This is a genomic window from Flavobacterium magnum, from assembly GCF_003055625.1.
Lineage (GTDB): Bacteria > Bacteroidota > Bacteroidia > Flavobacteriales > Flavobacteriaceae > Flavobacterium > Flavobacterium magnum.
On record NZ_CP028811.1, the window covers coordinates 908,931 to 921,543 of the forward strand.

12 protein-coding genes and 1 tRNA gene are annotated in these 12,613 nt (G+C 44.1%); 8 read left to right on the top strand and 5 right to left on the bottom strand.

Translation table 11 applies throughout. The features are described from left to right. Positions 1-111: 111 nt before the first annotated feature. The gene (gene tatA, locus HYN48_RS03735) at positions 112-312 is read left to right on the top strand and encodes a twin-arginine translocase TatA/TatE family subunit (RefSeq protein ID WP_108369855.1); all 201 of its coding nucleotides are present in this window, start codon (positions 112-114) and stop codon (positions 310-312) included. Between the two features lie 32 nt (positions 313-344). On the opposite strand, the gene HYN48_RS03740 is transcribed toward tatA, so the two are convergent. The 4 genes from HYN48_RS03740 to rpiB form a co-directional block, all read right to left on the bottom strand. Further along, positions 345-2,468, bottom strand: a complete 2,124-nt coding sequence (locus tag HYN48_RS03740) for a Tex family protein (RefSeq protein WP_108369856.1) — start codon at positions 2,466-2,468, stop codon at positions 345-347. A 21-nt stretch (positions 2,469-2,489) separates the two neighbouring features. Continuing rightward, positions 2,490-3,053 (bottom strand): helix-turn-helix domain-containing protein, encoded by a 564-nt coding sequence (locus HYN48_RS03745; RefSeq protein WP_181248520.1) that lies wholly within the window; start codon positions 3,051-3,053, stop codon positions 2,490-2,492. 111 nt (positions 3,054-3,164) lie between these two features. Further along, on the bottom strand, positions 3,165-4,067 hold the full coding sequence (locus HYN48_RS03750; RefSeq protein ID WP_108369858.1) for a cation diffusion facilitator family transporter: 903 nt from the start codon (positions 4,065-4,067) through the stop codon (positions 3,165-3,167). Beyond that, on the bottom strand, positions 4,068-4,499 hold the full coding sequence (rpiB, locus tag HYN48_RS03755) for a ribose 5-phosphate isomerase B (RefSeq protein WP_108369859.1): 432 nt from the start codon (positions 4,497-4,499) through the stop codon (positions 4,068-4,070). It lies immediately after the preceding gene. Between the two features lie 670 nt (positions 4,500-5,169). On the opposite strand from rpiB, the gene rnr reads away from it, so the two are divergent. The 4 genes from rnr to HYN48_RS03775 all read left to right on the top strand — a co-directional run bounded on the left by rnr (position 5,170) and on the right by HYN48_RS03775 (position 8,937). After that, complete coding sequence (gene rnr / locus HYN48_RS03760) at positions 5,170-7,353, top strand: ribonuclease R (protein ID WP_108369860.1); 2,184 nt, start codon at positions 5,170-5,172, stop codon at positions 7,351-7,353. Positions 7,354-7,371: 18 nt separating this feature from the next. Continuing rightward, on the top strand, positions 7,372-8,043 hold the full coding sequence (locus HYN48_RS03765) for a head GIN domain-containing protein (protein WP_108369861.1): 672 nt from the start codon (positions 7,372-7,374) through the stop codon (positions 8,041-8,043). Between the two features lie 72 nt (positions 8,044-8,115). Next, positions 8,116-8,805 (top strand): LysE family translocator, encoded by a 690-nt coding sequence (locus tag HYN48_RS03770; protein ID WP_108369862.1) that lies wholly within the window; start codon positions 8,116-8,118, stop codon positions 8,803-8,805. Between the two features lie 61 nt (positions 8,806-8,866). Beyond that, positions 8,867-8,937: transfer RNA gene (locus HYN48_RS03775), tRNA-Cys, on the top strand. A 116-nt stretch (positions 8,938-9,053) separates the two neighbouring features. Here HYN48_RS03775 and folB read toward each other — a convergent pair. Then, a complete protein-coding gene (gene folB / locus HYN48_RS03780; protein ID WP_108369863.1) occupies positions 9,054-9,413 on the bottom strand; it encodes a dihydroneopterin aldolase in 360 nt (119 codons plus the stop codon). A gap of 142 nt (positions 9,414-9,555) precedes the next feature. On the opposite strand from folB, the gene HYN48_RS03785 reads away from it, so the two are divergent. The 3 genes from HYN48_RS03785 to HYN48_RS03795 all read left to right on the top strand — a co-directional run bounded on the left by HYN48_RS03785 (position 9,556) and on the right by HYN48_RS03795 (position 12,610). Further along, entirely contained in the window at positions 9,556-11,607 is a 2,052-nt protein-coding gene (locus tag HYN48_RS03785; RefSeq protein ID WP_108369864.1) for a glutamine--tRNA ligase/YqeY domain fusion protein, read from the top strand. Between the two features lie 317 nt (positions 11,608-11,924). After that, positions 11,925-12,260, top strand: coding sequence for a YtxH domain-containing protein (locus tag HYN48_RS03790; RefSeq protein WP_108373342.1), 336 nt, complete (start codon positions 11,925-11,927; stop codon positions 12,258-12,260). After that, entirely contained in the window at positions 12,260-12,610 is a 351-nt protein-coding gene (locus HYN48_RS03795) for a competence protein (RefSeq protein WP_108369865.1), read from the top strand. Before HYN48_RS03790 ends, HYN48_RS03795 begins: the two co-directional genes overlap by 1 nt. Positions 12,611-12,613 lie beyond the last annotated feature (3 nt).

Consider the following 12,613-nt stretch of genomic DNA (forward strand, 5'->3'; position numbering starts at 1 on the left):
CGAGCTCGCCGTTGACACCCCCCCTGCTCCGCAGGAAGAGGATAAGGCATAAGAAACCGCTGGATTTAAAAATTAATGCCTATCTTTAGGTTATACAAATAATAAATTATTATGAATACACTATATTTTTTTCTTGGAGAAATCACTCCCATGAAAGTTATTCTGGTTCTCGCGATCGTGTTGTTGCTCTTCGGAGGTAAGAAAATCCCGGAACTCATGAGAGGCCTCGGAAGCGGCGTCAAAGAATTCAAAAATGCCTCCAAAGGTGAAGAAGAAGCCCCTGCGGTGCGCAGGGAGGATGAAAAGATTTAATCAAATCCCGGTTTAGGCCGGGATTTTTATTTTTATATCACCATAGTCAACTGCACGCGTTTCCTGACCTCATCCACATCGGTGACCTTAACCTGTACATGCTGATGCAGCTTCACGACGTCATTCACATCGGATACAAACCCCTGTTTGAGTTGAGAAATGTGCACCAACCCGCTTTCCTTAATCCCAATATCAACAAAACAGCCGAAATTTGTAATGTTATTCACAATCCCCGGCAAAACCATGCCGTTCTTTAAATCGGAAATTGTCCTGACATTGTTGTCAAATTCAAAAACTTTGGCCGATTTCCGCGGGTCCAGTCCCGGTTTTTCCAATTCACGGATGATGTCTTTCAATCCGAGTAAACCGATTTCAGGGGTTACATATTTTTCAGGCGCAATCAATGCTGTTTTTTCCTTATTGGCAATCAGCTCATTTACGGATATTTTCAGGTCCCTGGCCATTTTCTCCACAATCGGATAGGCTTCCGGATGCACCGCCGAATTGTCCAGCGGGTTTTTGGCATTCGAAATCCGGATAAAAGCCGCACCCTGCTGGAAAGCCTTGTCTCCCAGACGCGGTACTTTCTTCAATTGTTTCCGGTCTTCAAATGGCCCGTTTTCAGAACGGTATTGCACGATATTTTCCGCCAGCTTCTCCCCGATTCCGCTTACATACGACAATAAATGCTTGCTCGCCGTATTGATATTGATACCGACGGAATTCACGCAGCGCACGACCACAGTATCGAGCTCCTCCTTCAGCTTTCCCTGATCGACATCATGCTGGTATTGGCCCACGCCTATGGCTTTCGGGTCAATTTTTACCAATTCCGCCAATGGATCTGACAATCTTCTTCCAATAGAAACCGAGCCACGGACCGTCACATCATACGACGGAAATTCCTCTCTCGCAATCTTCGAAGCCGAATACACCGAGGCGCCGGCTTCACTCACCACAAAAACCTGTACCGGCTTGTCGAACGGGATTTTCTTGACAAAAAATTCCGTTTCTCTTGAAGCCGTCCCGTTTCCAATCGCAATGGCTTCAATTTTGTAGGCATTGACCATCGATTTTACTTTCTTCATCGCAATTGCGCTCTCGTTTTGGGGTGCGTGCGGATAAATCGTTTCGTTATACAGCAAATCGCCTTTTTCATCAAGGCAGACAATTTTACAGCCGCTGCGGTAACCCGGATCAATCGCGAGGATTCGCTTTTCTCCCAAAGGCGGTGCCAACAGCAACTGACTCAAATTTGCTGCGAAAACCTGTATGGAATTGGCATCTGCTTTGGCTTTGGCTTCCTGTAATGCCTCATTCGAAATCGCCGGCGCCAACAGTCGTTTCAAACTGTCTTCAATCGCGAGTTCGATATGTGGTGTGGTATCGTTATTTTTTTTGATGATGATCTGGCTGACCAGATTGAACGCTTCGTCCTGATCGGTATCAATCTTAAGTTTCACAAATCCCTCGCTTTCCGCACGCAGCATCGCCAGAAGCCGGTGTGGCGCGGCTTTCGTGAGACTTTCCGACCAGTCAAAATACTGGCTGAACTTCTGTGCGGCCTCGTCGTCTTTTTTTGATTTTGACACCTTGGTCTCGATCAACGCGGTTCTTTGGTACAAACGGCGCAGCTGCTTTCGGACGTAAATATTTTCGTTGACCCATTCAGCGATAATATCACGTGCGCCCTGCAAAGCCTCGTCTTCGTTTTTGACATTTTTGTTCAGGAAACGGGTCGAAATAAAATCGACATCATCATTTCCCTGTGCCATAATGATTTTGGCTAAAGGTTCAAGACCATTTTCCCGGGCAACGTCTGCCCTGGTTTTTTTCTTCTTTTTATACGGAAGGTAAAAATCCTCGAGTTCCTGAAGGTCAAAGCTCTGATCGATTTTCTGCCTGAACTCCGGTGTCAGCGCGTTTTGTTCTTCCACTGATTTCAGGATGGCTTCCTTTCGTTTGATGATGGCCTGGTAAAACGCATTCAGTTTCGCTATCTGCTCCACGATGACCTCATCCAAATTTCCGGTCTGGTCCTTCCGATAGCGCGAAATGAAAGGGATCGTACAGTCTTCGGCTAAAAGTTTTAAGGTGTTTTCAATGTTTTTAGGTGCGGTACTTACCTGATTTTGTATGAATTGGACAGCGGTCATTTATGAAATGAATTTTGATTCTTATTTCACAAATCTAATCAGATTCGGGTAAAATTTTCTATTATTCCCTTTATTGATTCTCGACGCAATAAATATCGGGTAAAGCAACGCCACCAGGATCAACAGGTAATAAATATAAAAAAATGAAGGGATTTGGTATTCATGCGAAATCTTACCGTAAACGGCAATAACCAGGAAGACATTGACAAGTATCGTAAACAAAATCTGGAAATTGAGGATCCTTTTTCCGTGAACATCTACATTAAAAATTTTATCGCGCTTGTTGAGCCACAAAATAGCAGGAAGGATAATATTTCCCAACGGGATGATAATTCCGGTCATCACTGATAAATGAAGGAAGATAAGATACTTGCGGTCATTGATTTTACCGTAATCGACCAATTCTTCAATGTTGATTTGGAGCACTTCGCAAATTTGCCTTAAGGTATTTCCGCGGGGCTCATTATCACCTTTCTCAATGCGTTGCAATGTCCGCAAATTGATTTTTGACAAATCGGCCAGCTGTTCCTGTGACATTCCTTTTTGTTTCCTGACTTTTAAAATTCTCTCTCCAATGGTTTCCATGTTTTTGTAATTAAAGTTCATACAAAATTATACTCGGAGACAACCGGCTGGTAACGGTTTTTACGTGACATTTATACGGCATTTGTGCCTGAAGCCCGAATTTATGCGGATTTATTCCTCTACAATGAAATCTTTCTGGCAGGCCTTTTCAAATTCCGGCTGGATCGTGCAATGGGTGATGTTGAATTCATGGCGAAGCAGCTCCTCGATCTCATCGGCAAGCGCGTTGAACTGAGACACCGACATGTCCTGAGTACAGTCAAGATGCGCCTCGAAATGCAGTTCGTTATCGTTCAAATGCCAAAGGTGGATGTGATAAAGCTTATTTTCACCGGTAACTTTATGCACGCTTTCGGCTATCGCATCAATATTCAGGTTCTCAGGCGTGAAAAGCATCAGCATTTTTGTGGATGATTTCAGTAAACCGAAACCCATGATGATCAGGTACACCGCAATGGCAAAGGTGATCACGCTGTCAACCCAGAATATCTGGTAATATTTCATCAGCAAACCACCCGCCAGGACGGCTACGGATGCCATCATGTCTGTAAAAAGGTGCAGGTAAGCCGATTTCATATTGATGCTTTGCCTGGCTTCTTCGCGGATCAGGACTGCTGAAAATCCGTTGAATAAGATGCCGATCAATGACATCCAGATCACGAGCCCGGATTCAATCACGACTGGTTCCGAAAACCGGACAACCGATTCATAAATTAGGTAAAACGCCACGATGACCAGCGTTGAGGCATTGATGAACGCAGCCAGTAGTTCGGCACGCTTGAACCCGAAAGTGCGCATCGCGCTGGCTTTGCGCTTGGCCAGTCGGTGTGCAGCAAGGCTTAAAAACAATGAAATGACATCACTGAAATTGTGCAATGCATCCGAAATCAAGGACAAACTTCCTGAAATTATCCCTCCGACAATCTGTGCCACCGTAATCCCGATATTCAGCACAATCGAAACCGACAGGTTTTTGTCGCCGTTGTGGGAGTGGTGGTGGTGATCGTGTGCCATCTAGCTGCAGGCTATCTTATCGACACGGTTGGCATGACGACCGCCTTCAAAAGCCGTGTTCAGGAAAGTATCTACCATTTCGACGGCCTGCGCAATCGAGGTGAAACGCGCCGGGATACTGATGATGTTCGCATTGTTGTGCTGGCGCGCCAGCGCCGAAATTTCCTTGGTCCAGCACAATGCTGCCCGGATGCCCTGGTGTTTGTTGACGGTCATGTTGATCCCGTTTCCGCTGCCGCAGATAACGATGCCGAATTCAGATTTCCCGCTTTCCACATCTGCAGCGACGGGATGCCCGAAGTCGGGATAGTCCACACTGTCTGAGGTATCTGTACCATGATTAGTTACGTGATGACCTTTCGACTCAAGCATTTCGAGTATGGCTTTTTTGTATTCCGGGCCGGCGTGGTCGTTTCCGATTGAGATTTTCATTTTTTGAAGTTTAGTTGTGTTGCACAAAGTTAGTTACAAACTTTTATACCAACAATTGCGAAAGACATCCTATAAGTTTAATATAAATATTAGTACGGAAATGTTAAATTATCCCGATGTTAATACAATATGCAAGCGACTGATAGTCAAGGTGATTTAAATTAACATATTTTGTTTACAACTTAAAACAGAATTTCAGAAGTTTTTCTTGGCCGTATCGCTTTAATTGCTAATCCAAAACAGAAATGACACACGCAACAAATGTTTGCAGTTTTTTTTGATTAGTTATCCATGTCTCGATAGTGGTTTATCAACAGTTGTGAACGATTAATTTTGCAACAAACCTGACGCTTTATAGTTTTTCAACAACTGTTAATTAAATGCAAAAAATTCCTAATCCACAGTCGGTTGCAATGTAAATATAATGTTAGTAAATTGTTATAAGAAGTGTAAACCGCTCCGCAATAGGATTGCCGGAAAATTTATTGCAGCTATTAACACGCAATAATAACCACCATAAATTTATAATTTCAATTCTTTTTTTTCTGATGTTTTTAATTGTTGTTGAAAACTTCGGCGATTCGTAAGCGTTATATTTTTTATAAATGTTAAAGCGTATGGAAGCGTTGTAGATTCTTATTCGTATTTTTCCGTTTTTAAGAAAATATATATGAGTCAAAAGCCAAGAAAATTTGGAAAAAAAGAGAAAGACTTCTCCGGAAAAATATTAAAAATCCTTGCAGCCCACGCCAATAAAGGATTCAACTATAAGCAGATTGCTGCCATCCTGGATGTAGACGACACCAAAAGCCGAAATGAAATTATCAAGGACCTGAAAATCCTTGCCTCACAGCAAAAAATCATTGAATCAGAGCCGGGGAAATACCTTGTAAAGGCCATCAGTAAAGATTATTACGAGGGTACTATCGACATGACCAGCCGCAAGACGGCTTATTTTATTTGTAAAGATGAGTTTGCGGAAGATGTCTTTATTCCGACCAATAACCTGAATCGCGCCCTTGACGGCGATACGGTTAAAGTATATGTGTACAACCGTCGTAAAGGGAAGCGTCCTGAAGGTGAAGTGATTGAAGTCGTCTCACGCAAGAAAACGGAATTTGTCGGGGTGATCGACATCCAGAAGAATTTTGCGTTTGTATCGACCGCCAATGCGAAGATGTATACCGATATTTTCATCCCAAAAGATAAGATTGGCGATGCGGAACAGGGAGACGTCGTCATTGCCCGAATAGAGGATTGGCCGAAAAAAGCCGACAGCCCGTTTGGATCCATCATCAAAATCCTTGGAAAGCCAGGCGAGCACGACACCGAAATCCACGCCATTTTAGCCGAATACGGACTGCCATACGATTTTCCTGTAGAAGTGGAAGTGTTTGCACAAAAGCTTGACACTGAAATCCACACTGAGGAAATTGCCAGGCGCCGCGACATGCGCGATACGCTCACCTTTACGATTGATCCTAAAGATGCGAAAGATTTCGACGATGCATTGTCGTTTAAAAAATTAGACAACGGCAATTATGAGATCGGAATCCACATTGCCGACGTATCTTATTATCTGCAGGAAGGAACGATCCTCGATGATGAGGCTTACCAGCGCGGAACGTCAGTATACCTTGTCGACCGCGTGGTTCCAATGCTTCCCGAAGTGCTGTCGAATTTTGCGTGTTCGCTGCGTCCGCATGAGGAAAAGTATACGTTTTCAGCGATTTTTGAAATCAACCAGAAAGCGCAGGTCGTCAATCAATGGTTCGGACGCACGGTTATTTATTCAGACCAGCGGTTTGCGTACGAAGAAGCGCAGTACATCATTGAAACAAAGGACAAGACCATCCCGGCAGATATTTCATTGACCGGCCAGGCGTACAGGGTGCCGGACGCCATTGCTGAAGCGACCCTGAAACTGGATGAACTCGCTAAGATCCTGCGCAGCAAAAGGATGGCAGACGGCGCAATCTCATTCGATAAGGTGGAGGTTAAATTCAACCTGAATGAAAATGATGAACCCATCGGCGTTTATTTTAAGCAAAGCAAGGATTCAAACCACCTTATCGAAGAGTTCATGTTGCTGGCAAACCGCAAGGTGGCTGAGTTTATAGGCAAACAAAACAAGACTTTTGTTTACCGTATCCACGATGAGCCCAATGAAGACAAGCTGATCGGCTTACAGGGGATCATATCAAAATTCGGTTACAGCATCAATTTTAAATCGAAAAAGGACATCTCAAAATCACTCAATGAATTGCTGGTTAACGTAAACGGTAAAAAGGAACAGAACCTGGTCGATACCCTTACGATCCGAAGCATGAGCAAAGCCAAATATTCTACGGATAACATCGGGCATTATGGTCTGGCATTCGATTACTACTCGCACTTTACCTCGCCCATACGCCGTTATCCTGATGTGATGGTTCACCGGCTGCTCCAGTTTTATCTCGACGGCGGTAAATCAGTAGACGCAGAAGTGTATGAGGAAAAATGCGTGCACGCCTCCAGTATGGAATCCCTGGCTACCAGTGCTGAGCGGGACAGCATCAAGTACATGCAGGTCAAGTATATGCAGGACCATCAGGATCAGGAGTTCCTGGGTGTAATATCCGGTGTGACTGAGTGGGGAATTTATGTAGAAATCGTTGAAAACAAATGTGAGGGTATGTGCCGCATCCGTGAGATCCGGGACGACTATTACACGTTTGACGAAAAGCAGTATGCCCTCGTTGGGGAAGTGTCAAAGAGGCTGCTCCAACTGGGAGACGAAGTTTTCGTGAAGGTAAAGAATGCGGACTTGGTCAAAAAGCAGCTTGATTTCCACTTCATCAGGCGCAACGAATAATTTTTAGAAATGAAGAGTATGAAAACATCAGTGGTCATCTTAATGGCATTTTTTGCCAACATTGCCGCGGCGCAGATTGATAAGACACTTGGCGATTTCAATGAGGTCAAAGTCTTTGACAGGATTAACGTGGAGTTGGTACCATCTTCCGAAAATCGGATAGAGATCAGCGGACAGCGCAGCGAAGAGGTCGAAATCGTCAACAAAAACGGGCTATTGAAAATTCGGATGAAATTCGGTAAACTGCTTGAAGGCGATGACGTTATGGCAAAATTGTATTTTACGAAAATCCAGAGCGTAGATGCAAGTGAAGGCGCGTACATCGGCAGTGATGCCACTTTCAGGCAAACTGCTTTCGAGGTTACTGCCAAAGAAGGCGCCGAAATCAACCTGGCACTCGATGTGGCAAAAGCCAAAATCAAATCGGTTACCGGGGGCATCGTGAAGATCCGCGGGAAAGCACAAAACCAGGAAGCGTCGCTCGGCACAGGCGGAATCCTTGAAGCTCAGGACCTGCAAACCGTTCAAACCACTGTGTCCATTACCACGGGCGGCGAAGCGGACGTGAACGCATCGGAACTGGTAGACGCAAAGGTCAGGGCAGGGGGGACGATCACCATTTACGGCCATCCGAAGCAGATCAACAGGAATACGATGCTCGGCGGCGATATCGTCGAATCAAAACAGTGATCAGGGATTTATTTTTTTGAATTATATTTGTGTTTCCAAGCCCAGGACAAAATAATTTAGCACCAAAAACGGATGATCCATGACATTTTATTAGGCATTCCATTAGGCATTTTATTGTGTTTCATGATAGGCCCGGTATTCTTTGTGCTGCTCGAGACGGCCGCTACCAAGGGTTTCCGTGCCGCAATGGTGTTTGATCTGGGTGTCGTTACTGCCGATATCGTATTCATTGCCATCGCTTTTTTCAGCAGTTACCGATTGATCAACAGGATTAAGGACGATCCGGCCTTGTTTATTTTTGGAGGGTTGATCATGGTTACCTATGGCATCATTTCCTTTTTGAAGCTCAGGAAGAACGCAAAAATAGAGCCCGAGGAGCCCGAACTTGAAATCATCAAAAAAAATTACGGAAGCCTGTATCTGAAAGGCTTTTTATTGAATTTCATCAACGTCGGCGTGTTGGGTTTCTGGGTTCTTATCTTTATCACTTTCGGACCCTCGCTACAATTGGATTATTCCCGGATGTCGTTGTTTTTCGCCTCGGTAATAGGCACCTATCTGGCAGTGGACATTGCAAAAATGTTCCTCGCCAAAAAGCTTAAGAATAAAATGACACCTGTTAACATCTTAAAAATAAAGAAAGTCACGAGCATTCTTTTGGTGATTTTCGGCATTTCCATCATGCTGCAGGGCTGGTTTCCCAGCGACCAGAAATTTGTGAAGGACGCGGTAAATATTATCGGACCTCATGAAAAGAAGTAAATGCATAAAAAGTTGTGCTGATTTAAACTTTTTATTTACATTTGCGCTCCATAGAAATAATGGCGTCGTGGCCGAGTGGCTAGGCTGGGCTCTGCAAAAGCTCCTACAGCGGTTCGAATCCGCTCGATGCCTCTGAAAAACCTTCCAAACCGGGAGGTTTTTTTTTGTAAAAACCATTTTAAAAGTTACGTTTCAAATCTGTTTGGTGCCTCGGAAACGCTTCCAGAAGCTGCTAGATGTACATGGCCTTAATTCCGATATTCCTCCACTTCAATCGTCACCATTTCCACATCGCCGTTGATCGGTGGGTTCACTTTCGACACCGCCACGAGAATGCGCGATACAGCGGCGATTTCGCTGAAAATCCTTTTGATGATGCGGTGTGCCACATGTTCCAGGAGTTTCGAGCGTACGGCCATTTCCTCCATTACGATACGGTTCAGCAACACATAATCGACCGTATCTGACAGCTCGTCCGAAACGGAAGATTTCCTTAAGTCGGTCTTGATTTCGAGATTTACGATATAATCTGACCCGATTTTGCTTTCCTCTTCAAGACAGCCGTGGAAAGAATGCGTACGAATATTTTTGAGTTTTATCGTTCCCATAAAAGGTTCATCGTTTAAGGTTAAATTTTGTTGCGCTCCCAGCCGGGCGGCAACGCCTTGGGTAAAGTTACAGGTTTTGCCCGACTTTAAACCGTAAACTGTAAACGATTCTTTGCTATCTTTGGCAACAAATTATTTCAACATGTCTACCGAAGAGAAATCGCTGAATTTTATCGAACAAATCATAGAAGATGACCTGAAAAACGGACTCGGAGATGATAAGCTCCGCTTTCGTTTTCCGCCTGAGCCGAATGGTTACCTGCATATTGGGCACGCCAGTTCCATTGCGTTAAATTTCGGTTTGGGCCTCAGTTACAACGCGCCGGTAAACCTGCGTTTTGACGATACCAACCCGGCCAAGGAAGAGCAGGAGTTTGTAGATGCCATCAAGCGCGATGTGCAATGGCTCGGTTACCAATGGGCTGAGGAACGTTATGCTTCTGATTACTTCCAGCAATTGTACGACTGGGCGGTAGTTTTTATCAGGAAGGGAAAGGCGTACGTTGACAGCCAGACTTCGGAAGCGATGGCCGAGCAGAAGGGCACTCCTTCTACGGAAGGCACCGACAGTCCGTACAGGAACCGTTCTGTTGAAGAAAACCTCGATTTGTTCGAAAGAATGAAAAATGGTGAATTCGCTGAAGGAACGCACATTCTTCGTGCCAAGATCGACATGAAATCGACCAATATGCTGATGCGCGACCCGATCATGTACCGAATCTTACACAAACACCACCACCGTACAGGCGACAACTGGTGTATTTACCCAATGTACGACTGGGCACATGGCGAGAGCGATTATCTGGAACAAATCTCGCATTCGTTCTGTACGCTTGAATTCCTGCCGCACCGCGAGCTCTATGATTGGTTTTTAGACCAGATTTATGATGAAACCAAAGTCAGGCCAAAGCAAAGGGAATTCGCGCGAAGAAATTTAAGTCATACCGTTGTCAGCAAAAGGAAATTGTTGAAACTCGTTCAGGACAAACATGTTGCAGGCTGGGATGACCCAAGAATGTCAACGATTTCCGGTTTAAGAAGAAGGGGTTATACGCCTGCATCGCTGCGCAATTTCGCCGAAGTGATTGGGATTGCCAAGCGTGATAACCTGATTGATGTGTCGCGCTTGGAAGCTTGTATCCGTGAGGATTTGAACAAAACGGCACCCCGTGTGATGGCGGTTTTAGATCCGGTGAAACTCGTGATTACGAATTATCCGGAAGGAAAAGAGGAATGGCTTGACGCCGAAAACAACCAGGAAGACGAAACGGCAGGTTTCCGTAAAGTGCCTTTTTCAAGGGAAATTTATATTGAAAGGGAAGATTTCATGGAAGATGCGCCGGCTAAGTTCTTCCGTTTGAGTATCGGGCGCGAAGTCAGGCTCAAGAATGCATACATCATCAAAGGCGAGTCAGTTGTCAAGGATGGTGACGGGAATATTACTGAAATTCATGCCACTTACGATACCGACAGCTTAAGCGGGAGTGGGACAGAAGCCAGCCAAAGAAAGGTCTCAGGAACGCTGCACTGGGTTTCGATAGCGCACGCGATTCCGGCGGAAGTGCGGCTGTATGACCGCCTTTTCAACGAAGAGGCACCTGATATGCATAAGGAGAAGGATTTTCTGGAATTCGTCAATCCCGATTCATTGAAGGTGGTGACGGGGTATCTGGAACCAAGCCTCAAATCGGCGAGAAATGAAGAGAAATTCCAGTTCCAGAGACTGGGGTATTTCACTGTCGACAAGGATTCTACCGAGGAAAAACCAGTTTTCAATAAAACTGTAGGATTGAAAGATGCCTGGGAGGAAAAGGGTAAAAAAGAAGAGAATGCCATCAACAATTCATTGAAAGAAATCAATAAGTATTTCAAAGTGGAGGGTGATGACGAACGTCTGGCGATTGAAAAGATGATTGCTGAGAATATCAAATCAGTAAGCAGTTTCAGTTTGCTTCAGAATTCGATCCGTAAGAATGTGAACAACAATAAAGCTTCGTTGCTGTTTTCGAATTTCATATTGAAACATTCGGACAAAATCAGATTTTCAGATGTCGATGCTGACCTTTTGGAAAAGTTGTATTCGATGTCCTTAAGAAGCGAGTCGGTGTTTGTAAAAAAAGCGGCGATCGATAATTTAAAAGCAGATTTTTCAAATTCCGAAAAATTTCAAGCCGAAATTGAAAAAGCACGTTAGGCAGCACTATCGATTTTTTATATAAGAAGCCCTTTATTTAAAGGGCTTCTCAATTATATACAAATCCTATTGTAATTTAATTCGTAATTATCGGAAGCAATCAAAATCTACTCACATACAAGCGATTTAAAGCAAAATAAAATTCAATTGAAGTACTTATTTATTCTAATGGATTAAATGCGTAAGAACGCTTCATTTTGGATTTTAGTTCTTATTTCTACCCCTGTTTTTTAAATCCGACTTTTAACGGCGTGTTAACATCGGAAAATGTTAAATTCATTAACTTTAAAAAGTTTAATCTTAAAAATCCAATTACCATGGCAAGCGACAGGGGAAATACCATTATCGCCATTTTGGCAGGAGCCGCGATAGGCGCCGCACTCGGCATTCTATTTGCGCCCGACAAAGGGTCTAATACACGCGGAAAAATAAAGGACGGATTTGATGACAAGAAAGACGAGCTTAAAAATAAGTTTGGTGAATTGTCTGAAAAAGTAAAATCCAAATTTGCCGCCACCAAGGCTGATCTCGAATCGAGTTTCGATGATCTGGTTGCGAACGTCGATGAGCATACTGACGATGTGATAGTGACGCTCGAGAATAAACTCGCCGAACTTAAGAAAACGGCAGAAGCGACCAAAAACAGGAAATAATGGCTTTTGACAATATCAGGGAGAACGCTGAAGATTTGCAGGAACAGGCGAAAGCATTCCTCGAAAGCAATGTATCGTATTACAAATTGTGGCTTTTCAAAGTCGCTATGAAATCGACGACAATGCTGTTGAAGATTTTCCTTTTGAGTGTGGTGCTGGTGCTCGTGATTTTATTCTTTTCGGTTGCAGGAGCCCTGGCCATCGGCTATGCGCTGGATAATTTTGCATACGGGTTCCTGATCATCGGTGGATTTTATGCCATCTGCGGGTTTTTTGTGTACAGGATCAAGGATAAGATTGTTGAAGGACCGATCCTCGAGAAATTTTCTGAATTCTTTTTTAACGATTAGGCG